The sequence below is a fragment of the Pseudomonas batumici genome (assembly GCF_036585405.1).
GTDB lineage: Bacteria > Pseudomonadota > Gammaproteobacteria > Pseudomonadales > Pseudomonadaceae > Aquipseudomonas > Aquipseudomonas batumici.
This window is the reverse complement of sequence record NZ_CP144470.1, coordinates 3,638,298-3,661,879: the sequence shown is the minus strand read 5'-3', so window position 1 is coordinate 3,661,879 and position 23,582 is coordinate 3,638,298. Positions and strand designations below refer to the sequence as shown.

At 64.6% G+C, this 23,582-nt stretch carries 18 protein-coding genes; 14 read left to right on the top strand and 4 right to left on the bottom strand.

Going from position 1 to position 23,582, the window contains the following annotated elements; all coding sequences use genetic code 11:
* The first annotated feature begins 11 nt into the window (after positions 1 to 11).
* Entirely contained in the window at positions 12 to 506 is a 495-nt protein-coding gene (locus tag NUH87_RS16475) for a GNAT family N-acetyltransferase (RefSeq protein ID WP_338521723.1), read from the top strand.
* Here NUH87_RS16475 and NUH87_RS16470 read toward each other — a convergent pair.
* Together NUH87_RS16470 and NUH87_RS16465 are read right to left on the bottom strand one after the other, a co-directional pair.
* On the bottom strand, positions 499 to 810 hold the full coding sequence (locus NUH87_RS16470; RefSeq protein WP_338521721.1) for a DUF6916 family protein: 312 nt from the start codon (positions 808 to 810) through the stop codon (positions 499 to 501). The two genes, NUH87_RS16475 and NUH87_RS16470, sit on opposite strands and share 8 nt — an antisense overlap.
* Positions 811 to 1,013: 203 nt before the next feature.
* On the bottom strand, positions 1,014 to 1,604 hold the full coding sequence (locus NUH87_RS16465; RefSeq protein WP_338521719.1) for a phage tail protein: 591 nt from the start codon (positions 1,602 to 1,604) through the stop codon (positions 1,014 to 1,016).
* A gap of 283 nt (positions 1,605 to 1,887) precedes the next feature.
* Here NUH87_RS16465 and NUH87_RS16460 point away from each other — a divergent pair, with 283 nt between their 5' ends.
* The 6 genes from NUH87_RS16460 to NUH87_RS16435 all read left to right on the top strand — a co-directional run bounded on the left by NUH87_RS16460 (position 1,888) and on the right by NUH87_RS16435 (position 15,851).
* Positions 1,888 to 3,420, top strand: coding sequence for a glycosyltransferase family 39 protein (locus tag NUH87_RS16460; RefSeq protein ID WP_338521717.1), 1,533 nt, complete (start codon positions 1,888 to 1,890; stop codon positions 3,418 to 3,420).
* Between the two features lie 173 nt (positions 3,421 to 3,593).
* Positions 3,594 to 4,430, top strand: coding sequence for a sulfotransferase (locus NUH87_RS16455; protein ID WP_338521715.1), 837 nt, complete (start codon positions 3,594 to 3,596; stop codon positions 4,428 to 4,430).
* A 120-nt stretch (positions 4,431 to 4,550) separates the two neighbouring features.
* Positions 4,551 to 12,398 (top strand): Ig-like domain-containing protein, encoded by a 7,848-nt coding sequence (locus NUH87_RS16450; protein WP_338521713.1) that lies wholly within the window; start codon positions 4,551 to 4,553, stop codon positions 12,396 to 12,398.
* A gap of 94 nt (positions 12,399 to 12,492) precedes the next feature.
* Complete coding sequence (locus NUH87_RS16445) at positions 12,493 to 13,989, top strand: TolC family protein (protein WP_338526835.1); 1,497 nt, start codon at positions 12,493 to 12,495, stop codon at positions 13,987 to 13,989.
* A 93-nt stretch (positions 13,990 to 14,082) separates the two neighbouring features.
* Complete coding sequence (locus NUH87_RS16440; protein WP_338521711.1) at positions 14,083 to 14,874, top strand: aspartyl/asparaginyl beta-hydroxylase domain-containing protein; 792 nt, start codon at positions 14,083 to 14,085, stop codon at positions 14,872 to 14,874.
* Positions 14,862 to 15,851 carry a sulfotransferase family protein gene (locus tag NUH87_RS16435; RefSeq protein ID WP_338521709.1) on the top strand — a complete coding sequence of 330 codons (990 nt, stop codon included), beginning with the start codon at positions 14,862 to 14,864 and terminating at the stop codon, positions 15,849 to 15,851. Before NUH87_RS16440 ends, NUH87_RS16435 begins: the two co-directional genes overlap by 13 nt.
* A 27-nt stretch (positions 15,852 to 15,878) precedes the next feature.
* Here the strand turns inward: NUH87_RS16435 and NUH87_RS16430 are convergent, their stop codons facing one another.
* Together NUH87_RS16430 and NUH87_RS16425 are read right to left on the bottom strand one after the other, a co-directional pair.
* The gene (locus NUH87_RS16430) at positions 15,879 to 16,646 is read right to left on the bottom strand and encodes a slipin family protein (RefSeq protein ID WP_040071947.1); all 768 of its coding nucleotides are present in this window, start codon (positions 16,644 to 16,646) and stop codon (positions 15,879 to 15,881) included.
* Positions 16,647 to 16,657: 11 nt separating this feature from the next.
* Positions 16,658 to 17,233 carry an NfeD family protein gene (locus tag NUH87_RS16425; protein WP_338521707.1) on the bottom strand — a complete coding sequence of 192 codons (576 nt, stop codon included), beginning with the start codon at positions 17,231 to 17,233 and terminating at the stop codon, positions 16,658 to 16,660.
* A 250-nt stretch (positions 17,234 to 17,483) separates the two neighbouring features.
* Between NUH87_RS16425 and NUH87_RS16420 the strand changes: the two genes are divergently transcribed.
* From NUH87_RS16420 to NUH87_RS16390, 7 genes are all read left to right on the top strand, one after another.
* The gene (locus NUH87_RS16420) at positions 17,484 to 17,945 is read left to right on the top strand and encodes a YbaK/EbsC family protein (protein WP_338521705.1); all 462 of its coding nucleotides are present in this window, start codon (positions 17,484 to 17,486) and stop codon (positions 17,943 to 17,945) included.
* A gap of 111 nt (positions 17,946 to 18,056) precedes the next feature.
* Positions 18,057 to 18,302 (top strand): DUF2789 domain-containing protein, encoded by a 246-nt coding sequence (locus NUH87_RS16415; RefSeq protein ID WP_040071949.1) that lies wholly within the window; start codon positions 18,057 to 18,059, stop codon positions 18,300 to 18,302.
* Positions 18,303 to 18,393: 91 nt separating this feature from the next.
* The gene (locus NUH87_RS16410) at positions 18,394 to 18,852 is read left to right on the top strand and encodes a MarR family winged helix-turn-helix transcriptional regulator (protein WP_040071950.1); all 459 of its coding nucleotides are present in this window, start codon (positions 18,394 to 18,396) and stop codon (positions 18,850 to 18,852) included.
* Positions 18,849 to 20,933, top strand: a complete 2,085-nt coding sequence (locus NUH87_RS16405) for an FUSC family protein (RefSeq protein ID WP_338521702.1) — start codon at positions 18,849 to 18,851, stop codon at positions 20,931 to 20,933. The genes NUH87_RS16410 and NUH87_RS16405 overlap by 4 nt, the downstream gene beginning before the upstream one ends.
* Positions 20,930 to 21,139, top strand: a complete 210-nt coding sequence (locus tag NUH87_RS16400) for a DUF1656 domain-containing protein (RefSeq protein WP_248797912.1) — start codon at positions 20,930 to 20,932, stop codon at positions 21,137 to 21,139. The genes NUH87_RS16405 and NUH87_RS16400 overlap by 4 nt, the downstream gene beginning before the upstream one ends.
* Positions 21,136 to 22,035 (top strand): HlyD family secretion protein, encoded by a 900-nt coding sequence (locus tag NUH87_RS16395; RefSeq protein WP_040071953.1) that lies wholly within the window; start codon positions 21,136 to 21,138, stop codon positions 22,033 to 22,035. The genes NUH87_RS16400 and NUH87_RS16395 overlap by 4 nt, the downstream gene beginning before the upstream one ends.
* The gene (locus NUH87_RS16390; protein WP_338521698.1) at positions 22,032 to 23,480 is read left to right on the top strand and encodes an efflux transporter outer membrane subunit; all 1,449 of its coding nucleotides are present in this window, start codon (positions 22,032 to 22,034) and stop codon (positions 23,478 to 23,480) included. The genes NUH87_RS16395 and NUH87_RS16390 overlap by 4 nt, the downstream gene beginning before the upstream one ends.
* Positions 23,481 to 23,582: the final 102 nt, after the last annotated feature.

Genomic DNA, 23,582 nt, shown 5'->3' with positions numbered 1-23,582 from the left:
GAGTCCAACCGATGTTGAACAATTCGTCGGCCGCCGGTTTGTCCATGCGGCCCTCACGGCCTACCGATGCCCCCTTTCTGCAGAGCCTTTACCAGTCGGCCCGCCCCGAGTTGCAGTGGATCGATGCCGAGCCCGAGCTGATCGAGCAGGTGGTTGCCCAGCAGTTCCAGGTGCAGGATCAGGGGATCGGCGAGCACTTCCCCGATGCGATGCACTACGTGGTGGAAAAGCTCGATACCCCCATCGGGGTGCTCAGTGCCGACTTCGGCCCCAACGAAATCCGCGTGCTGTACCTGGCTTTTATCCCGGCGGCCCGTGGCAAGGGTTTTGGTCGCAGTGTGCTGCAAGGGGTGCAAAAGGCCGCCGAACAGGTGCGCTGCCCGGTGGCGACGGTGGTCTGGGCGAGCAATCCACAGGCGCGCCAGCATTACCTGGCGCTGGGGTTCCGGGTCGAGGAGAGTACGCCGGCGGCCGAGCGGCTGGTGTGGTATCCGGGTTTCAGTTGAAGATGATGCTGAAGTAACCCAAGGCCGGGTCGCGCCCCAGGGCCGGCTCACGGGAGACGAAGACGGCGTCCACGCGCCCCAGTTGCGGTAGCTCCAGGGTGCACAGGCCATCGACGAAATCCGTCGGTCCCAGGCTGCGCAACAGCACGTTGAAGGGCGTCCGGGTGTTTTCCGGCAAGCGCGATTGCGGGCGCAGCTCGATCGCTTCGATCTGGATCGGCAACTGGCTGCCGTCGGGTAGATGCAGCGGGCAGGGCTGGTTCACCAGTGGCTGGAAGTGTTCACTTGAAACCTGTTGCAGCATCGATATTCTCCGTCATGCACGGTAAACGGGGCGCCCGTGTAGGCGCCGGGCACGATGATATTTCTGTGGTGGAACACCGACCTGTGGGAGCCGGCTTGCTGGCGATGGCGTCCGGATGGGCGCCTTAAGGCTCAAGGGCCTCATCGCTGCGATGCGACGACCCGACAAGCCAGCTCCCACAAGGTTCTGCGGCGCTTTCCTGATCAGTTGCGGGTAGGGAAGATCCCTTGCAGGGCGATGCAGAAGTTCACCGCCAGGAAAGGGTTCATCGTCCCCAGTGGTATGTTGCTGCCGGGTAGGGCCAGGGTGCCGGTGAAGGTGCTGGTCACGCCTTGCAGGGCGACCGGTGACGTGCCCTGCGCGTCGGAGTAGATCGCAGCTTCGGACGGCCCGGCGGTCGGGGATGCACCGATGAAGGAGTGGCTGGCGCTCGGTGTCGGGGATGCGTTGCTGGGGGTAGCCGCCAGGTTGACAGTGGTTTTGAGGGTCAGGCCGGTGGTCGGGATCGCTACGTTTGGCAGGTTGGAGCCCAGGATAGACACACTTTCGTTGCCGCCGTCTTCGCCCATGACCCGTGGCGTCAGGCCTGGTCCAGCCCCCTGGCCGATGGGAAGCCGGCCTTGCAGGTTAGGCAGACCGAAGTTGCTCTGGCCGTTGCCGCCATAGGTCGTTCCCAGCAGTGCGAACAACGTCTGATATTGCGAAAGAGACAGCAGTTGTCCGCCGCATTGTGCCCAGTAGCGGGGCGCGAAGTTGAAGCCGAACATCTGGATAGAGCCGATAAATACTTCCATAGATCCTTATCCTTCAGCTGCGTTGAGTGAGGTGCCGCGCCCGGTGGAGCCTGTTCCGGTCTTCGTAAGCACCGTCTGATAGGGTAGCGGGTGCCATGGACCATGCCCGTTTTTTTGCGTGGTCGAGGTCGTGATTGGAACAGTCAGGCAAGGCGATGTCGTTCTAGCCTACAATCAGCGCGTCATACCCCCTGGGTGGGTGCAGTTGTCGATTTTTTTGAGGATGGTGATGGGCGTTCCGAGTATTGATGAAGCAGCAAAGCAACTTTATTGTCAGCCTGTCATGTATCCGCAATCTTTTGCCCAACTGCTTCGCGAACCCTGGCTGATAGGCCTTGTGCTATTGGCGGTGGGGTTGCGCCTTTATGAACTGACCGCCTCGGCGATCTGGGGCGACGAAGGCTCCAGCCTGCTGCTGGCCCAGTATTCGCTGGCCGGCATCTGGTTCCATGCGTCCCACGATGTCCATCCGCCGCTGTATTTCATGCTGCTGCATGTCTGGGTCGGCCTGTTCGGCGATTCCATCCTGTCGATCCGGATGATGAGCGCGGTGCCCGGGGTGGCTGTGGTGCTTCTCGGCACCTGGCTGGCGCACCTGATCGCCAGCCGGCGGGCGACGATGCTCGCCTGTTTGCTGCTGACCCTGCTGCCCACGGCCGTACGCTATAGCCAGGAAATACGGATGTATTCGCTGATGGGCGTGTGGCTGCTGGGGGCGACCATCGCGCTGGTGTATTGGGTCCGCGAGCCTGCGCGCAAGCGTTACTTGGTGATCTACACGCTGCTGATGGCCGCCGCGTTCTATACCCACTACTTCTCGGCGTTGTGCGTGCTGTCGCACTGGCTCTATCTGCTGGTGATTCGCCGCCAGCCCGGCAGCGCGCACCGCTACATGGCCCGCCGCGAGTGGTGGCTGGCCAACGTGGCGATCGTGCTGCTGTTCCTGCCCTGGTTGCCGGGGCTGATCGACCTGGTGCGGCACATGGAGGACCTGAAGGTCGGCGGTGATGTCGGCTGGGAGCCGGCGGTCACCTTGAGCTCGCTGCCGTCGATGATCTGGCAACTGATGGCGCAGGACGACGGGGAAAGCATGCCGCTGTGGCTGTTCGCCACCCTGCCGAGCGTCATGGCGGCCGTGGCGGTGTTCCTCGTCTGGACCGATCGCAGCCGCTATCATTTCGACACCATGGTGGTGATCTACAGCGCGCTGCCGCTGGTGCTGGTGTTCGCCATCTCGTTCGTCTCGCCGGTGTTCATCGAGCGTTACCTGACCGTCCCGGCCCTCGGCCTGCCGATCATCCTGGCCGTGGCCATCGACCGTCTGGCGCAGCGTTTCAAGGGCCTGGCCATGCTCCTGCTGGTGGCGGTCCTGGCGGTGGAGGGCGTGGGCTTGAGGAACAACTACATCGTCGACGTCAACGACCAGTTCAACAATATGGTCGAGTACATGAACCGCCACACGGTCGCCGGCGACCAGGTCGTGCTGGGCGACATGTTCTGGTACCTCACCTGGGGCTACTACGACAAGAGTGCCACCGCGCCACGCCTGTATACCCCGCCGACCGCCAAGGGTGTGTCGACCCGGCCCAACAGCTATGGTTTTGGCACCTTGATCGATGAAAACGCCGGCGTCTACCTCGATCATCTGGAAGACCTGCCCCAGGGTAATGGGCGGGTCTGGCTGGTGATGAGTCGGGAGGCTCCGGATGAATTCCCGTCCATTCCGGCCAATTGGCGAAAAATTGACCAGCATGCAGGCGGCGATACCCAGGCGGTTTTATATGAGGTCTGCCATCCTGCGTGTAGCGGTCACTAACCGCCAAAGGCTTGATATAGAACCATCATTCGTATCAAAGGCCCATAAGCTGCGCTGTTTATGGGCCTTTCCGGATTAAAGACCCTACGATTGATGTCAAAATACTACTAGTGCGAAATAGTCTCTTACGCTACGCTTTGTCCTACAAATGGACTTACGTCTAGGGTGAAGGGATGCGCAGCTTCCATTTTATTTCCGGCTTACCGCGCTCAGGGTCGACCCTGCTGTCCGCCATCCTCCTGCAGAACCCACGTTTTCATGCCGGGATGAGCAGTCCGGTCGGCAGCCTGTTCAACAGCGTGCTGGACCAGTGCAGCGCCGGCAGCGAGTTCGGCTCGGTGATCGACACCGACATGCGCCGCCGCCTGTTGCGCGGACTGTTCGAGTCCTATTACGCCGACAAGACCGGGCAATCGGTGGTTTTCGATACCAATCGCCAGTGGTCGTCACGCCTGCCTGCGCTGATGGACCTGTTTCCCCAGTCCAAGGTCATTGCCTGCGTGCGCAATGTCGCCTGGGTCATGGACAGCCTCGAGCGGCTGTACCGCGCCAATCCCTTCGAGAACACCAAGCTGTTCAACGACGAGATCGAGCGCAACACCGTCTACAGCCGTTGCGAAACCCTGGCCCAGCGCAATCGCCTGGTGGGGTTCGCCTGGACGGCGCTCAAGGAAGCCTATTACGGCGAACACGCCGACTCCCTGCTGCTGGTCGATTACGACCTGCTGTCCCAGGCCCCGGAGCGGGTGTTGCGGCTGGTCTACGACTTTATCGGCGAACCCTGGTTCGAGCACGACTTCGAGCACCTGGTGTATGACGCGCCGGAATTCGACCAGGCCCTCGGGGTCGCCGGCCTGCACAAGGTCAAGCCCAAGGTGGCGATGGAGCCACGGCGCACGATCCTGCCGCCGGACCTGTTCGAAAAATATGCGGAGTTGTCTTTCTGGAACGATGGTTCAGCCAGCGCCGCCAATGTCATTCGCATGAAAACCAACACCGCGACCAGTTGATCGCGGTTTTTTATTCCGACAAAAAAAACGTTGAGCGCACGAGCGCTCGAGTGCAGGTGAAACATGTGGTGGAGCAAACAGAAATCGCGGTCTGAAGGCGTGAGAACCCTGGTTTCACCCATGATCATCCCTCTCGAGCCGCGCATGCTGTTCGACGGTGCCGTGGCGGCCACCGTGGCCGAGGCCGCGCAGCCGGCCAGCCACGCGACGACCGATGCGGCGAAGGCGCCGGCCACCGATCATGCGGCCGCGACCACCGATACTCACCCGCAATCCGATGCCACGCATACGGCCACGACCACGACCGCGGCGACCCCGACTCCGACAGCCGTACCTGGCCAGTCGGTGGTCTTCGTCGACTCGCGGGTCCAGGATTTCGACAGCCTGCTCAAGGGCGTCGCCCCCGGCACCCAGGTGGTGGTCTTGCAGGCCGGCAAGGACGGCCTGCAGCAAATGGCTGATTACCTGGACGGCCACAAGAACGTCAGCACCGTGGAAATCATCGCCCACGGCAACTCGGGCGACCTGTGGCTGGGCGGCACTTATCTCTCGTCCAGTAACGTCGCGGCGCGGGCCGACGTGCTGGCGCGCATCGGCAATGACATGAATGTCGGCGGCGATATCCTGATCTACGCCTGTAACACCGCCGAAGGCGCCACCGGCCTCGCCTTTGTCGACTCCCTGGCGCAATACACCGGGCGCGATATCGCCGCCTCGACCAACCGGACGGGCCTCGGCGGCGACTGGACCCTGGAAGTGTCCACCGGCACCATCGAAAGCCACAACGTGCTCTCGGCCCAAGCCATGGCGGCGTACCAGTACGGCCTGTCGACCCTCACGGTGACCAACAACGGCGACAGTGGCGTCGGCTCGCTGCGCCAGGCCCTGAGCGACGCGGTGTCGGGCGATATCGTCACCTTCAGCACCACCATGACGGTCAACCTGAATTCGCAACTGATCATCACCAAGAACCTCACCGTCGAAGGCGACCTGAACCACGACGGCGTTGCCGATGTCACCCTCAACGGGCAGTACAAGACCCAGGTGATCAGGGTCAACTCCGGGGTTACCGCGACCCTGGACGGCCTGGTCATTACCCAGGGCCTGGCGGTTGGCCAGGGCGCGCCGGCCGGGGTCGACGGCACTGCGGCGATGGGCGGCGGTATTTTCAACGCCGGTAACCTGACCCTGAACAATGTCACGGTGACCAGCAACGCGGCCTCGGGTGGTGGCGGCGGCGGCGGGGTCACGACGCCCTACGTCGGCGGCGCGGTCGGTGGCGGTGGCGGTGGCGGCGGTGCTCTTGGCGGACAAAATGGTGGTCATGGTGGTACCTCGGGCTTCGGTACGGGGGTCTATGCCGGTACCGCCGGCACCGCCAACCACGGCGGTAACGGCGGCGGCTACAACCCCAACTACATGGGCGGCAGGGGTGGTAGCAGCAGCGGCGGCGCGGGTGGTATAGGCGCCGCCAACTACAGTAGCGGCGGGGCCGGCGGCACGGCGAACAACGGCACCATCTCCATTGGCGGCGGTGGTGGCGGCGCCGGTTGGGACAAGCCTGGCCGGGCCGGCTCATCGGCCAGCGGCGGTATCTACAACGCCAGCACCGGCACCCTGACCGTCGTCGGTACCTCGGTGATTTCCAACAACATCGCTGCCGGCGGCGGTGGCGGTGGCGGCGGTGGCCTGGGCGGCTCCGCCGACCCGGGTGGTGCGGCCGGTAAAGGCGTCGGCGCGATCTGGAACAAAGGCACGCTGTTGATGACCGCCGCCAACTTCGCGGCCATGAGCGGTAACGTCGGCGGCAGCGGCTCCGGCGGCTTGGCGTTGGGCGGTGGCGCCACTGGCGCCAGCGTGGCAGCGGTGAACAATATCTTCAACGACGGCGGTACGCTGAACACCGCCTATGCGCCGGCGCCGACCGCGACCATCGTGGTCACCAACACCGCCCAGCACATCGGCAGCACCTCGCTGGTGACCATTACCTTCAACCAGGCGGTGACGGGCTTCACCAACGCCGACCTGACGGTTGCCAACGGGACCCTGAGCGCGGTCGCCTCCAGTGACGGCGGCACCACCTGGACCGCGACCTTCACCCCGAACTCGAGCGTCACCAGCGCCACCAACCATATCGTCCTGGACAATACCGGGGTCAACAGTGCATCGACGGGCACGCCGGGGAGCGGCACCACCTCGTCGAACAACTACGCCATCGACACCGTGCGGCCGACCGCGACTGTCGCGGTGAGCGGCTCTACGCTGAGCACCACGGCACCCGGCACGGTGACCATCACCTTCAGCGAAGCGGTGAGCAGTTTCAGTCTGGCCGACATGACGGCCTCCAACGGCACCCTGAGCAACCTGACCACCAGCGACAATATCACCTGGACCGCAACCCTGACGCCGACCGCGAGCAACATCAGCAGCGGCAACGTCATTACCCTGGACAACACCCTCTATACCGATACCGCGACCAACGCCGGTACCGGCACGACCCTCTCCAACACCTATGTGATCGACACCGTGCGGCCGACCGCGAGCATCGTGGTGGCCAACAACGCGCTGAACATCGGTGGCACCTCCCTGGTGACCATTACCTTCAGCGAAGCGGTCACCGGCTTCACCAACGCCGACCTGACCGTCGCCGACGGCACCTTGAGCGCGGTGAGCAGCAGCGACGGCGGTGTCACCTGGACCGCGACCCTGACGCCGACCGCCGGGGTTGCCCATACCGGCGATGTCATCACCCTGAACAACGCCGGAGTCAGCGACGTGGCGGGCAATGCCGGCAGCGGCACCACCAACTCGAACACCTACGCCGTCGACACCCAGCGGCCGACCGCGACCATCGTCTTCGGCAATACCAACCTGGGCATCGGCCAGACCTCGCCGGTGACCATCACCTTCAGCGAAGCCGTGACCGGTTTCAGCAACGCCGACCTGACGGTCTCCAATGGCACCCTGAGCGCCGTGAGCAGCAGCGACGGCGGCGTGACCTGGACCGCGACGTTCACGCCGACGGCGAGCATCGTCAGCGCGAGCAACCACGTCACCCTGGACAACACCACGGTCCAGGATGCAGCGGGCAACGCCGGCAGCGGCACCACCACGTCCAACAACTATGCCATCGACGGTGTGCGCCCGACCGCGACCGTGGTGGTTGCGCACAGCTCCCTGAAAATCGGCGACACCTCGCTGGTGACCATCACCTTCAGCGAAGCGGTGACCGGTTTCACCAACGCCGACCTGACGATCGCCGACGGCACCCTGAGCGCGGTGAGCAGCAGCGACGGCGGTGTCACCTGGACCGCGACCTTTACCCCGACGTCGAATATCACCAATACCACCAACGTCATCACCCTGGACAACACCGGTGTACAGGACGGGGCGGGCAACGCCGGGACCGGCACCACCACGTCCAACAACTACTCCATCGACACCCAGCGGCCGACCGCGACCATTGTCGTCGCCGATCCAACGCTGACAGCCGGTGAAACCTCGCTGGTGACCATCACCTTCAGCGAAGCGGTCACTGGTTTAACCCTGGCCGACCTGAGCACCGGCCACGGTAGTCTGAGCGGTTTGAGCAGCAGCGATGGCGGCGTCACCTGGACCGCGACGCTCACCCCGAACACCGAAACCAACAGCGCGACCAACGCCATCACCCTGGCCAATACCGGTGTCCAGGATGCGGCGGGCAACGCTGGCGCGGGCACCACCAGTTCGGCGAACTTCACCATCGACACCGTGCTCCCCACGGCGACCATCATTGTGGGGAACCCGTCGATGAAAATCGGCGACACCGCGCTGGTGACCATCACCTTCGACGAGGCGGTGACCGGTTTCACCAATGCCGACCTGACCGTTTCCAACGGCACCCTGAGCGCTGTCAGCTCCAGCGACGGCGGCATCACCTGGACCGCGACCTTCACCCCGACCAGCAACATCATCAGCGCCGCCAGCCACATCACCCTGGACAACACCGGGGTCCACGGGGCCAGCTCGGGCAATGCCGGCAGCGGCACCACCGACTCGAACACCTACGCCATCGACACCCAGCGCCCGACCGCCACCGTCGTGGTCGCGAACAACGCCCTGGGCATCGGCGGCACGTCCCTGGTGACCATCACCTTCAGCGAAGCGGTGACCGGTCTCACCCTGGCCGACCTGACCGCCGACAACGGCAGCCTGAGCGGCCTGAGCACCAGCGACAACATCACCTGGACCGCGACCCTGACGCCGGCGGCGGGGATTACCCAGGCCAACAATCACATCGTCCTGGACAACAGTACGGTGGCCGACACCGCCGGCAACAGCGGTTCCGGTACCACCGCCTCGAACGCCTATGCTGTCGATAGCGTGCGCCCGACCGCGAGCATCGTGATGGCCAATCCGACCCTGGCGGCCGGACAGACCTCGTTGGTGACGTTCACCTTCAGCGAGGCGGTGACCGGCTTCAGCAACGCCGACCTGACGGTATCCAATGGCACCCTGAGCGCGGTGAGCAGCAGCGACGGCGGTGTCACCTGGACCGCGACCTTCACCCCGACCAACAACGTTCACGCCACCACCAACGTCATCGGCCTGAACAACACGACCTATACCGACCTTGCGGGCAACGCTGGCACCGGCGTGACCAACTCGGCCAACTTCACCATCGATACGGTGCGGCCGACGGCGACCATCGTGGTGGCGAATCCGGCGTTGAACATCGGCTCGACCTCGCTGGTGACCATTACCTTCAGCGAGGCGGTGACCGGTTTCAGCAACGCCGACCTGACGGTCGCCAACGGCACCTTGAGCGCGGTGAGCAGCAGCGACGGCGGTATCACCTGGACGGCGACCTTCACCCCGACCAGCAATATCAGCGATACCAGCAATGTCATCGTCCTGGACAACACCACGGTGCACAACGCATCGGGCAACGCCGGCAGCGGCGTCACCGATTCCAACAACTACAGCATCGACACCCAGCGGCCGACCGCGAACATCGTGGTGGCGAACAACGCCCTGAATATCGGCGGCACGTCCCTGGTGACCATTACCTTCAGTGAGGCGGTGACCGGCTTCAGCAACGCCGACCTGACGGTCGCCGACGGCACCCTGAGCGCGGTGAGCAGCAGCGACGGCGGCATCACCTGGACGGCGACCTTCACGCCGACCAACAACATCGCCCACACCGGCAACGTGATCAGCCTGAACAACACGGCCTACACGGACCTGGCCGGCAACACCGGGACGGGCACCACCGATTCCAACACCTACGCCATTGATACCCAGCGTCCGACGGCGAGCATCGTGATGGCGAATCCGACGTTGAACGCCGGCTCGAGCTCTCTGGTGACCATCACCTTCAGCGAGGCGGTGAGCGGCTTCAGCAACGCCGACCTGACGGTATCCAATGGCACCCTGAGCGCGGTGAGCAGCAGCGACGGCGGCGTGACCTGGACGGCGACCTTCACCCCAACCAACAACGTTCACGCCACCAGCAACGTCATCAGCCTGAACAACACGACCTATACCGACCTTGCGGGCAACGCCGGCACCGGCGTGACCAGCTCGGCCAACTACACCATCGATACGGTGCGGCCGACGGCGACCATCGTGGTGGCGAATCCGGCGTTGAACATTGGCTCTAGCTCCCTGGTGACCATTACCTTCAGCGAGGCGGTGACCGGTTTCAGCAATGCCGACCTGACGGTCGCCAACGGCACCTTGAGCGCGGTGAGCAGCAGCGACGGCGGTATCACCTGGACGGCGACCTTCACCCCGACCAGCAATATCACCGATACCAGCAATGTCATCGCCCTGGACAACACCACGGTGCACAACGCATCGGGCAACGCCGGCAGCGGTGTCACCGATTCCAACAACTACAGCATCGACACCCAGCGGCCGACCGCGAACATCGTGGTGGCGAACAACGCCCTGAATATCGGCGGCACGTCCCTGGTGACCATTACCTTCAGTGAGGCGGTGACCGGCTTCAGCAACGCCGACCTCACCGTCGCCGACGGCACCTTGAGCGCGGTGAGCAGCAGTGATGGCGGCATCACCTGGACGGCGACCTTCACCCCGACCAACAACATCACCCACACCGGCGACGTGATCAGCCTGAACAACACGGCCTACACGGACCTGGCCGGCAACACCGGGACGGGCACCACCAACTCCAACACCTACGCCATCGACACCCAGCGGCCGACCGCGACTATCGTGATGGCGAATCCGGCGTTGAACGTCGGCTCGAGCTCCCTGGTGACCATTACCTTCAGCGAGGCGGTGACCGGCTTCAGCAACGCCGACCTGACGGTCGCCAACGGCACCCTGAGCGCGGTGAGCAGCAGCGATGGCGGCGTCACCTGGACGGGGACCTTCACCCCGACCAACAACGTTCACGCCACCAGCAACGTCATCAGCCTGAACAACACGACCTATACCGACCTTGCGGGCAACGCCGGCACTGGCGTGACCAACTCGGCCAACTACACCATCGATACGGTGCGGCCGACGGCGACCATCGTGATGGCGAATCCGGCGTTGAACATCGGCTCGAGCTCTCTGGTGACCATTACCTTCAGCGAGGCGGTGACCGGCTTCAGCAATGCCGACCTGACGGTCGCTAATGGCACCTTGAGCGCGGTGAGCAGCAGCGACGGCGGTATCACCTGGACGGCGACCTTTACCCCGACCAACAACATCAGCCACAGCGGCAACGTGATCAGCCTGAACAACGCGGCCTACACGGACTTGGACGGCAACGCCGGGACGGGCACCACCAACTCCAACACCTACGCCATCGACACCCAGCGGCCGACCGCGACCATCTCCGTGGCGAACAACAACCTGGGCATCGGCCAGACCACCACGGTGACCATCGCCTTCAGCGAAGCGGTGACCGGTTTCAACCTGTCCGAGCTCAGCGTGCCCAACGGCACCCTGTCCAACTTGGCCAGCGCCGACGGCGGCAAGACCTGGACCGCGACCTTGACGCCGACGGCGAATATCACCGATGCCACCAACCTGATCGTGCTGGACACCAGCCTGGTCAGCGATACCGCCGGCAATGCCGGGAACAGCATCGCGATTTCCAACAACTACGCGGTCGATGGCGATCGGCCAACGGCGACCATCAGCGTCGCCAACCCGAACCTGACCGCCGGCCAGACCACCGTCGTGACCTTCACCTTCAGCGAGAAAGTCAGCAACTTCGACCTGTCGGAGCTGAGCGTGGCCAACGGCGTCCTGTCCAACCTGGTCACCCGCGATGGTGGCAAGACCTGGACCGCGACCCTGACGCCGACGGCGAACATCAACGACCCGAGCAACTTCATCACCCTGGACAACAGCCAGGTCACGGACCTCGCCGGCAACGCCGGCACCGGCTTCGCCAACTCCAACAACTACACGATCAACACGATCTCGTTGGGCGGCGATCCGCAGTTCCGGGTGGATGGATCGGCGGCGCAATCGGTCGCGCCGAACCAACCATTGCTGCCGTCGATCAGCATCGTGCCGACCGGCAACCTGGGTGCGCCGTTGGGCTTCCCGCCGTTGTTCGAACAGCGCACCTCGGGCGATGGCCTGCCGCCAGTGGGCAATATCTTCATCAACCACAACGCGCTGGCGCCGAGCTTTATCGCCCAGGTGTTCAGCACCGACGGTGCCGGCAATGGCAACGCCAGTGGCTTCCTCGGTTTTGGCGGCGGCGATGGCGGGGTGTTCGGCAACAGTACCTTGTCGACTGTCTTTCACCACGAATCGACCAGCAACGATATCTCCAACGGCCAGGTCTTCGACCGCAACGGCAAGGGCCTGGGTGATCCGGGCCAGGGCGGGCGCGGCGCTTTCGGTGCGCCAACCCTGGGGCAGCAATTGCAGAAGATCAAAGATAACGAGCAGAAACAGCTGCATGAACTAGCCTGGGCGTTGGAACAAGTCGGCATCAGCGAAATGTCGGCCTGAACAATTTTGGGGATCTGCGCCGACGGTTGTCGGCGCCTATAAAAAAGAATGCGGTAGTCAGGGGGCGGTGCAAGGAATGAGAAGAAGTCATAAGTTGTTCAGCGTCAGCATGCTGGCGCTGGTGGTCAGTGGTTGTGCCGTCACCAGCCAGCCGATCGATCGTAGCGTCAGTGAACAACGCGCCAAGAGCGATATGCAGGCCATGTTCAAGGATCAGGAGCCGTTGAACGGCCCGCTGACCCTGCACGAGGCCATGGCCCGCGCGGTGAAGTACAACCTCGAAGGCCGGCTCAAGGTCATGGAAGAGGCCCTGGCCAAGCGCCAGCTCGACCTCGCCAGCTTCGACATGCTGCCGCGCATGGCGCTGGACGCCGGTTATGCCGGGCGTAACAACGTCAGTGCCTCCAGCAGCCAGAGCGTCAGGACCGGGACCCAGTCCCTGGAACCGTCGACCTCCCAGGACCGTGACCGTCGCGTCGCCGACCTGACCATGGTCTGGAACGTGCTCGACTTCGGCGTGAGCTACATCAACGCCAAGCAGCAGGGCGACCAACGGCTGATCGTCCAGGAACGCCGGCGCAAGGTCGTCAACACCATCGTCCAGGACGTGCGCTCGGCCTACTGGCGCGCCGTGGCCGCCGAACGCCTGCTCAAGCAGATCGACAGCCTGATGGCGCGGGTCGAGCAGGCCCAGGGCAACAGCGAGAAAATGAGCGAACAGCGTATCGGCGATCCGGTCCAGGCCCTGGGTTACCAGCGCGCGCTGATCGTCGCCACGCGCGAGCTGGAAGAACAGCGCAAGGCGCTGACCCTGGCCAAGACCGAACTGGCGACCCTGATCAACCTGCCCATGGGCACCGAGCTGACCCTGGCGACCCCGGACAACTACGAGATCCCGGAACTCAAGGTCGACATGGCCAAGCTGGAACAGGAAGCCCTGGCCAGCCGTCCGGAACTGCGTGAACAGGACTACCAGACCCGCATCAGCGCCAACGAAACCCGCAAGGCCATGCTGCGCCTGCTGCCAGGCCTGGAGTTCTCCGCCGGCGGCCATTACGACAGCAACTCCTTCCTGGTCAACGACAAGTGGGCCGACTACGGCGTCAAGGTCACCTGGAACCTGTTCAACGTGATCTCCGCCCCGGCGGCCATCGACGTCGCCAAGGCCGGCGAAGAAGTGGCCACGGCGCGTCGCCAGGCCATGTCCATCGCGGTACTGGCCCAGCTTTACGTGGCCAATGCCAACTACCGTGAAGCGCTGCGTCAGTTCAAGACCAGCGAGCAACTGTCGAGCATCGACGGGCAGATCGCCGGCCAACTGCGCAACCGCTACAAGGCGGCGGGGTTGGGCGAACTGGATTTGATCCAGGGCGAGCTCAACACCTTGCAGGCCGACCTGCGCCGCGACCTGGCCTATGCCGACCTGCGCAACGCCTATGGGCAGATCTTTGCCAGCGCCGGGCTCGACCCGTTGCCGCCGGAGGTGTCCTCGACCAAGATCCAGGCGATTGCCGGGGCCTTGGCCGCGCGTGAGTCCGATTGGGCAGCGGGCAAGATCGATGAGCCTGTGAGCCATGCCCAGGGGCAATGACCGGCAGGCCCCCGAGGCCCGCCTGCGCCTTGGCTCGCGTGAAGTCCGTGGTGGGCGCCGGCTCGACGACGCCTGCGCGGATGGAGCCGGCCTTTGAGCCAGCCGGCGTTTTCCCGCCTGCCTGTCGTCGTGGACCTGCCACTGTTGCTGCAGGCCTTGGCGCAGGTGAGCGACAGCGCCTGGGTGGCGCATTTCAATCGCGACTACTACACGGACGACTGGAGCGGGGTGGCGCTGATTTCCGCCCGCGATGCCCTCGGCGAACTGGCGCCGGGCAAGGGCGAGGCCATTGCGCGCAAGCCCTGGCTGGAAGACCCGAAGTGGTCCTATGGCTTGCAGGGCCTGCCCCTGGAAATCCGCTCGGCGCGCCTGCTGCGGCTGGGACCGGGCGGGCGGATCCATGAGCACTGCGATTATGATCTCGGTGCCCCGGACGCCGATCGGCGCCTGCATATTCCCCTGCTAAGCCCGCCCGACGTGGAGTTCATGCTCGATGGGCAACGCATTCCCCTGAAGGCCGGCGAATGCTGGTTTCTCGATCTGTCGCGGCCCCACAGCGTCGACAACTGGGGGGATCGGGCGCGGGTCCACCTGGTGCTCGACTGCCGTCCGAATGCCTGGCTGGAACAGCAGATCGCCGCGGGCCTGCCGAGTACCCCGGCCCCTGGCCTGGGCCGGGCCGCCGTGGCGCTCGAGCAGTTTCGCCAGTGGCTGGAGCGTGACCCGCAACTGTGTCGGGAACTCCAGGCGCAAACGGACAGCGAAGCCTTTATTGACCGCACCCTGGAGCGGGCCGCCGCCCATGGCCTGCATTTCGCCCGTTCGGACCTGTGCGCGGCCATGGCCCGGGGCCGTCGCAATTGGAATCAACCATGGACGGCCTGAAGGACTGGTTGCCGATTCGCGTCTGGCGCGAAGACGCGTATTGGCGTGTCGACTGGTGCTGGTTCGGTGAGCGCCGGCTGGACCAGCCGTTCTTTGGCGATTCGGTGGACGACGCCCTGCAGCTGCCGTTCAACCAGGCCTTCCGGCGTGAGACGCCGCTGGCGGTGCTCAGCGAATGGCAGGTGCCGGCCGTGGCGCCGAGCGCATTCATCTACCACGCCTCGCGGTGCGGTTCGACGCTGATCGGCCAGATGTTGGCGCAGTTGGACAGCCATATCGTGATCAGCGAGCCGCCGCCCCTGGACCGCCTGTTGCGTGACCACCTCGATCCGCAGGAGCGGCGTGCGGCGTTGCAGGGCCTGCTGGCGGCCTACGGCCAGCGGCGGCGTGGCGGCGAGGAGGCACTGGTGATCAAGCTGGATGCCTGGAATATCGGCGAGTTGCCCTTGTTGCGCGAGTGCTTTCCCGAGACGCCCTGGCTGTTCCTGTACCGCGATCCGCTGGAAATCGCCGTGTCCCACGTGCGCCGCGCCGGCATGCACATGGTCCCGGGAATGCTCGGCAGCAGCTCGCTGGACACCCCGGGGCAGGACGATTCGCGGGAAGACTATATCGCCGCGCGCCTCGGGCGGATCCTCCAGCAGGGCTGGGAGCACTGTGTGGCCTTTGGCGGTTTGCCGGTCAACTACAGCGAGTTGCCGGGGGCATTTGACGGGTACCTGGGAGAGTTCTTCGGGCTCGATGCCGGGCAACGCGACCAGGTGTTTTCCGTGGTACGGCAGCATGCCAAGCAGCCGGACCAGGTGTTTGTGCCGGATGGCCAGGACAAGCACCGGGAAGCGTCCGAGCGGCTCAAGGAACGGGTGGCGCACTGGGCCGAGGGGCCTTATCAGGCACTGGAAACCTTGCGAGCGGAACGCAACCCTCCAGGTGCAGCCAGCCGACGCCCTCTTGTGCGCAATGGCCGTCAACGCTGACGCGATCTCGCCTTGTAGGCGCCGGCGTCAGGCCTGACCTTTCGCCGACAAATCCGCCATTCCTTTGAGCAACTCGATCGGCAGCGGAAACACGATGGTCGAACTCTTGTCCCCGGCAATCGACGACAAGGTCTGCATATAACGCAACTGCATGGCCCCCGGCTGGCGCCCGAGCATCTCGGCGGCCTGCATCAGTTTCTCCGAAGCCTGCAATTCACCTTCGGCGTGGATCACCTTGGCCCGCCGCTCCCGTTCGGCCTCGGCCTGCTTGGCGATGGCGCGGATCATCGATTCGTTGAGGTCGACGTGCTTGATCTCGACGTTGGCCACCTTGATCCCCCAGGCATCGGTCTGGGCGTCCAGCACCTGCTGGATATCGGCGTTGAGCTTTTCCCGTTCGGCCAGCAGTTCATCCAGTTCGTGCTTGCCCAGCACCGCGCGCAACGTGGTCTGGGCCAGTTGGCTGGTGGCAGCGAGAAAATTTTCCACCTGGATGATCGCCTTCTGGGGATCGAGCACGCGGAAATACAGCACCGCATTGACCTTCACCGAGACGTTGTCGCGGGTGATCACGTCCTGCGGCGGGACATCGTGGACCACGGTGCGCAGGTCGACCCGGACCATTTGCTGCACCAGCGGAATCAGGATGATCAGCCCCGGGCCCTTGACCTGCCAGAAGCGTCCGAGCTGGAACACCACGCCGCGCTCGTATTCGCGCAGGATGCGAAAGGTCGACGCCGCGAGCATCAGCAGCAGGAACGCGAGTAGCGCGCCTGAACCCAATTGCAGGACCATGATCAATCTCCTCACCCGGGCGGGTCGTCAACGGCTTTCACTTCCAGCAGCAGGCCCTTGCGCGCGATCACCTGGACTTGTTGGCCGGGATGCAGCGGGGTCGGGCTCAGGATCTGCCAGTTTTCGCCTTGCAAGCGCACCCAGCCGGCACAGGCATTGTCGGTTTTCAGGGCGGTCACCAGGGTCCGGCTGCCTTCCAGCCCGGCGTCGCCGCTGACCACCTGGCGCTGGCGGGCCTTGTAGACCGCGCCGATCAAGCCGACCAGCAAGAGCACCGCGATCAGCAGCAGGGTGAGTTTCAACGGGCGCGAGGTGTTGTCGCCGAATACCTGCGGGTCGAGCAGGATCAGCATGCCCATCACGACCGCGACGAGACCGCCGAAGCCGATCGCGCCGAAGCTTGGCATCAGGGCTTCGGCCACGATAAGGGCGATGCCCAGCAGGATCAGCCCGGCACCGGAGTCGTCGATGGGCAGCACGAGCAGGGTCACGACGGAGTCGGCACCTTCGGCAAGCTGGGGTCCGACCGGCCAGACGATCAGCCACCCGAACAACAGCCAGGCCCACCAGTAGTAACGATGGCTCACTTGAGTTCTCCGCGAGTTTCGTCACCCCCATTAGTCAAAGTCTAGTCGAGCCGTGGTGCTGCGCCGGATAAACGCCGGCCCACGGCCTCCCACCGGGCTTTTAGACCTGACCCGACTATCGAGCGGCGGTGATAGCGAGAACGGTTACTGAGGTTAAGCCGACGCCTGGCGATGAACTGCCTAGACTCTTATCCAAGGAACGCAGCAAACCCATCGCCCTGGGGCATTCGGCAGGGCTCGGAGGTGCATCATGCGCATGGCAAAAACTGTACAACGCAGCCTGGAACAGGCGCGTTGCGAATTCGACATCGTCACTCACCCTCATTCGTCCAGCAGCCTGGAAACCGCCCGCCTGGCGGGTATTCCGGCCGAACGCATGGCCAAGTCGGTGGTACTCGACGACCAGCACGGCCACTACCTGATGGCGGTACTGCCCGCCAGCCAGCACCTGGACCTGAGCAAGGTCCGCGGCGCCAGCACCTGGCAGATCAGCCGGGAAAGCACCCTGGCCTATCTGTTCCAGGATTGCGAACGCGGGGCGGTGCCGGCGCTGGGTGAGTCCTATGGCTTGAAGATGGTGGTCGACCCGATGCTGACCCGTCAGCAGGACATCTACCTGGAGGCCGGCAATCACCACAACCTGGTGCATATGCAAATGGACCAGTTCCTGAAACTGGTGCCCCATGCCGAGGTGTGCGAGCTCTCTCAATGAGCCTCGTACGCTGTCGGCTTTCCACTCACGCGGTGCTGCACGGCGGGGACGCGCTTGTTCGCGAAACCGCCTGACCGGCATCGCCCTTTCCTTGAGTCCCGGAGCCCCCCGATGGAATCACCTGAGCACAGCCTGCCGTCCCTGTTCAAACAACTGGGCCTGCCCGATGACCCCGTCAGCATCGACCGTTTCATTGCCACCCATTCTCCGCTCAAGCCGGAGCTGCATCTGGCGGATGCCTTTTTCTGGACCCAGTGCCAGGCGGACTTCCTGCGTGATGAGATCCTGGACGATGCCGACTGGGCGGAAGTGGTGGACCAGTTGGATGTGTTGTTGAGGAAGGGGCGAGGTGTTTGACGCGCAGAATGAAGTAATTGTTTCAAAACTTGACGCCCCCCCGGCTGATGCGAGATATTGATAGTTAGCAAACTAACAATGCGAATCTCCCGTGTCCAAGCCCCTCGAACAGCTGCACAAGCACATCAGTGCCGGCCTCGTCGTCGCCTCGCGCCATTGGCGCCGGGTGTGCCAGGCCACGCTGGTCAACTATGGGATCTCCGAAGCCTGTGCCATGCCCTTGCTGCTGGTCGGTCGCATGGGGCCGGGCGTGCGCCAGGTGACTGTGGCTCAGGAAGCGGGGATGGAAAGCCCGTCGCTGGTGCGCCTGCTCGACCAGTTGTGCAATGCCGGCTATGTGCTGCGCAGTGAAGACCCCAGCGACCGCCGGGCCAAATGCCTGAGCCTGACCGAGGCCGGCGAGCGCCTGATGCAGGACATCGAAATCGAATTGATACGCCTGCGCTCTGAAGTGCTCGACGGTATCGAACCGGGCGACCTGGAAGCGGCGCTGCGGGTGATCCGCGCCTTCGAGGCGGCCGGGCAGAACCTGGGAGTGGCGAACCCGTGAACGGTTTCTGGACCGGCATGCCCCCTGCCCGCGACTGGTTCTACGGCGTGCGCACCTTCGCCGCCTCGATGATCGCGCTGTATATCGCCTTGCTGATGGAGTTGCCACGTCCGTACTGGGCCATGGCCACCGTCTATATCGTTTCCAGCCCCTTTGTCGGCCCCACCAGCTCCAAGGCCCTGTACCGTGCGGTCGGGACCTTTCTCGGCGCCTCGGCGGCGGTGTTTTTCGTCCCACTGTTCGTGCAGACCCAGTTCCTGCTGGCGGTGGTGATCGCGCTCTGGACCGGCATCCTGCTGTTTCTCTCGTTGCACCTGCGCACCGCCAACAGCTACGCGCTGATGCTCGCCGGCTACACCATGCCGATGATCGCCCTGCCGGTGGTGGACAACCCCCTGGGGGTGTTCGATGTGGCGGTGTCGCGGACCGAGGAAATCTTCCTCGGCATCGTCGTGGCGGCGGTGGTCGGCAGTATGTTCTGGCCCCGGCGCCTGGCGCCGGTGTTCATCGATGCGGCCGGTAAATGGTTCGGCGACGCCTCGACCTACAGCCTGCGCTTTCTCTCGCGCAACGTGCAGACCGATGAAGTCAGCGCCCTGCGCGCATCGATGGTCGCCACCTTCAACAGCCTGGAGCCGATGATCGGCCAACTGTCCCACGAAGGCGCCCGGCCGCAGACCGTGCGCAACAGCAAGGAACTGCGCGGGCGGATGATCCACCTGCTGCCGGTGGTCGATGCCCTCGACGACGCCCTGTACGCCCTGGAACGCCGCACGCCGGAACTGGTGGTGCGTTTCACACCCTTGCTCGAAGCCGCTGGCGAGTGGCTGGCGGGCACCGTGCAGGACGCCTCGGTCGAGCGTTGGCAAGCCTTGCGCAGCCAGCTGGAAAGCCTGCAGCCCAACGCGGTCGAACTGGACGACCGGCGCCAGTTGCTGTTCTCCAATGCGCTTTACCGCCTCGGCGAGTGGATCGACCTGTGGCAGGACTGCCGCAGCCTGCAACACGCCATCCAGTGCGAAAGCCAGGACAACTGGCGCGCGGTCTACCGGCACTGGCGCCTGAGCCGGCTGACCCCCTTCCTCGACCGTGGGCTGATGCTCTATTCGGTGGCCTCGACCGTCGCCGCGATCATCCTCGCCTCGGTGCTGTGGATCCTGCTGGGCTGGACCGACGGTGCCAGCGCAGTGATCCTGGCGTCGGTGGCGTGCAGTTTCTTCGCGGCGATGGACGACCCGGCGCCGCAGATCTACCGGTTCTTTTTCTGGACCGCGCTGTCGGTGATCTTCGCCAGCCTCTACTTGTTCGTGGTGCTGCCCAACCTGCACGATTTCCCGATGCTGGTGCTGGCCTTCGCCGTGCCCTTCATCTGCGTCGGCACCCTCACCGTGCAGCCGCGTTTCTACCTGGGCACTCTGCTGACCATCGTCAACACCTCGTCCTTCATCAGCATTTCGGGTGCCTACGACGCCGACTTCCTCAACTTTACCAACTCCAACCTGGCCGGTCCCGTGGGGTTGCTGTTCGCCTTTGTCTGGACCCTGGTGGCGCGGCCCTTCGGCGCCGAGTTCGCGGCCAAGCGCCTGACCCGCTTCAGTTGGCGTGACATCGTCGGGCTGACCGAGCCCGCGACCCTGGCCGAGCACCGGCACATGGGCGTGCAGATGCTCGACCGCCTGATGCAGCACCTGCCGCGCCTGGCCATGACCGGCCAGGACACCGGCGCGGCGCTGCGTGAGCTACGGGTGGCGCTCAACCTGCTCGATCTGCTGGCCTACACGCCGCGCGTGCTGGGGGTGGCCAATGGGCTGCTCAAGCAGGTGGTGGAGGAGGTCGGCGAGTATTTCCGTGCCTGCCTCAAGGCCCGCGAACGCCTGCCGGCGCCCGCCGCGCTGCTGATGACCATGGACCGCACCCGCCGGGCCCTGAGTTCCCAGGGGCTGGACGACGGCGAAACCCGCCGGCACCTGCTGCACGCCTTGAGCGGGTTGCGCCTGGCGTTGTTGCCGGGGGTCGAGTTCGTGGCGAGCGCCGAGCAACAGGAAACCCTTCCCCATGGGATCGATGGAGCACCTTTATGATCGGTGACCTGGATATCAGCGGGGTGTTCCTGCCCACGCTGCTAGTGCTGATGGGCATTACGTATGCGCTGTACCTGGTGGTGCACGGGCTGTTGACGCACTTCCACTTCTACCGCCTGGTCTGGCACCGGGCCTTGTTCAACGTCGGTCTCTACGCTTTGTTGCTGGGCGTTGTGGATTCGTTCAGTCGATACCTGATGACATGAAAAAACCTCTTTTGACCATTGGCCGTGTAGTCCTGACTTCGCTGGTGGTGATCTTCGCCTGCCTGGTGGTCTGGCGCATGGTGATGTACTACATGTTCGCGCCCTGGACCCGGGACGGGCATATCCGCGCCGATATCGTGCAGATCGCCCCGGACGTGTCCGGCCTGATCCAGCAGGTGCAGGTGCGCGACAACCAGCCGGTGAGCCGCGGCCAGGTGCTGTTCAGCATCGACCAGGACCGCTTCAAGCTGGCGTTGCGCCAGGCCAAGGCCGCCGTGGCCGATCGTCAGGAAACCCTGGCCCAGGCCCAGCGCGAGAACAAGCGCAACCGTGGCCTGGGCAACCTGGTGGCCGGCGAGCAGCTGGAAGAAAGCCAGTCGCGGGTCGCCCGCGCCGAACTGGCCCTGGCCGAGGCCCAGGTGGCGGTGGACGCCGCGCAGTTGAACCTCGACCGCTCGGTGATCCGCAGCCCGGTGGACGGCTACGTCAACGATCGCGCGCCTCGTGAACAGGAGTTCGTCACGGCCGGGCGGCCGGTGCTGTCGGTGGTGGACAGCAGCTCCTTCCATATCGATGGCTATTTCGAGGAAACCAAGCTCGATGGCATCCAGGTCGGCCAGGCCGTGGACATTCGGGTGATCGGCGACAATGCGCGGTTGCGCGGGCATGTCGAAAGCATCGTCGCCGGTATCGAGGACCGTGACCGCACCAGTGGCTCGAACCTGCTGCCCAACGTCAACCCGGCGTTCAGCTGGGTGCGCCTGGCCCAGCGGATTCCGGTACGGATTGCCTTCGACGACGTGCCGGCGGACTTTCGCATGATCGCCGGGCGTACGGCCACGGTGTCGATCATCGATGACGCCAAGGTCGCGCCGAAGAAAGAGGCCGCGCAATGAAACCGTTGGCGCAAGTCGCGACCCTCGGCCTGGGCCTGATGTTGTCGGCGTGCTCGATCGTCGGCCCGGATTATCACCTGCCCGCCGATTCGGCGATGCAACGCAAGGACCTGCAAGGGAGCATTGCCGGCGAAGGCGACAATGTGGTGTCGGCGCCGGTGCCGAGCGATTGGTGGCGCCTGTACCAGGACCCGCGCCTGGATGAACTGGTGCGCCAGGCGTTGGCGTCCAACACCGATCTGCGGGTGGCGGCGGCGAGCCTGTCGCGGGCCCGGGCCCAGGTGGAAGAGGCCGAGGCGGCCGGCGGTTTCAGTGCCGGGGTGAAGGCCGGTGCCGAGCGTTTGCAGGAGTCCGGCCAGGCCTTCCTGCTGCCGGAAAAGGTCCCGGTGGCCAACGTCGGCGATATTGCGCTATCCGTGTCCTATCAGTTCGATCTGTGGGGGACTTTGCAACGGGGTATCGAGGGGGCGAAGGCCAATGCCGACGCCACCCAGGCGGCGGGCGACGTGGCCCGGATCACCCTGGTGGCGGATGTGGTGCGCTCCTATACCCAGATCTGCGCGGCCAACGAAGAGCGCGAGATCGCCGAGAAGTCCGTCGAACTGCAAGCCCAGAGTACCGAGCTGACCAAGCGTCTGCGTGATGCCGGGCGTGGCGACGAAACCCAGGTCACCCGGTCCCAGACCCAGTTCAAATCCCTGCGCGCCGAACTGCCACGCTACCAGGCCGCGCGCCAGGCCGGCTTGTTCCGCCTGTCGATGTTGCTGGCCAAACCCCTGGACCAGTTGCCGGCCGGTGTCGGCGATTGCGCCGCGCTGCCGCATATCGCCCAGTTGCTGCCGGTGGGCGACGGCGCCGAGCTGCTCAAGCGCCGTCCCGATATCCGCCAGGCCGAACGCCGGCTGGCGGCGGCGACGGCCGGTATAGGCGTGGCCACGGGCGAGCTGTACCCGAACATCAGCATCGGCGTCACGGTGGGCTCGGTCGGTATGCTGAAGGATCTGGGCGAGCCGTCGACCAATCGCTGGGGCTTCGGACCGGCGATCAGCTGGACGGTGCCGACCAACGGCGCGCGGGCGCGGATCCGCGAAGCCGAGGCCACCACCCAGGGCGCCCTGGCGCATTTCGACGGGGTGGTGCTCAATGCGGTCCGCGAAACCCAGACCAGCCTGGCCCAGTACACCGCGCAGCTCGACCGTCGCGACGCCCTGGCCGATGCCGAGCAGTCGGCCAAGCAGGCGGCGGACCAGACGCACCGCTTCTACACCGCCGGTCGCGCGTCATTCCTGGCGGACCTGCAGGCAACCCGCACCTACACCGATGTGCGGGCGCAACTGGCGGCGGCCAACACCCAGGTGGCGATGAGTCAGATCGAACTGTTCCTGGCCCTCGGCGGCGGTTGGGAAAGCGGACGAACGCCACCTGCCGAGCACGCGAAACCCTGAGTCCGTTGCTATGCTCCTAACTATCGGCTGGTCGCCGTTGGTTGGGAGTGTTGGGTGAATCCTAACCATCGTGGTCAGCATGGCTCGATGGGGATTCTCATA

Coding starts and splice junctions, on each gene's coding strand:
- NUH87_RS16475 (WP_338521723.1), top strand. CDS start 12: ATGTTGAACAATTCGTCGGCCGCCGGTTTGTCCATGCGGCCCTCACGG.
- NUH87_RS16470 (WP_338521721.1), bottom strand. CDS start 810: ATGCTGCAACAGGTTTCAAGTGAACACTTCCAGCCACTGGTGAACCAG.
- NUH87_RS16465 (WP_338521719.1), bottom strand. CDS start 1,604: ATGGAAGTATTTATCGGCTCTATCCAGATGTTCGGCTTCAACTTCGCG.
- NUH87_RS16460 (WP_338521717.1), top strand. CDS start 1,888: ATGTATCCGCAATCTTTTGCCCAACTGCTTCGCGAACCCTGGCTGATA.
- NUH87_RS16455 (WP_338521715.1), top strand. CDS start 3,594: ATGCGCAGCTTCCATTTTATTTCCGGCTTACCGCGCTCAGGGTCGACC.
- NUH87_RS16450 (WP_338521713.1), top strand. CDS start 4,551: ATGATCATCCCTCTCGAGCCGCGCATGCTGTTCGACGGTGCCGTGGCG.
- NUH87_RS16435 (WP_338521709.1), top strand. CDS start 14,862: ATGGACGGCCTGAAGGACTGGTTGCCGATTCGCGTCTGGCGCGAAGAC.
- NUH87_RS16430 (WP_040071947.1), bottom strand. CDS start 16,646: ATGGTCCTGCAATTGGGTTCAGGCGCGCTACTCGCGTTCCTGCTGCTG.
- NUH87_RS16420 (WP_338521705.1), top strand. CDS start 17,484: ATGCGCATGGCAAAAACTGTACAACGCAGCCTGGAACAGGCGCGTTGC.
- NUH87_RS16415 (WP_040071949.1), top strand. CDS start 18,057: ATGGAATCACCTGAGCACAGCCTGCCGTCCCTGTTCAAACAACTGGGC.
- NUH87_RS16400 (WP_248797912.1), top strand. CDS start 20,930: ATGATCGGTGACCTGGATATCAGCGGGGTGTTCCTGCCCACGCTGCTA.
- NUH87_RS16395 (WP_040071953.1), top strand. CDS start 21,136: ATGAAAAAACCTCTTTTGACCATTGGCCGTGTAGTCCTGACTTCGCTG.
- NUH87_RS16390 (WP_338521698.1), top strand. CDS start 22,032: ATGAAACCGTTGGCGCAAGTCGCGACCCTCGGCCTGGGCCTGATGTTG.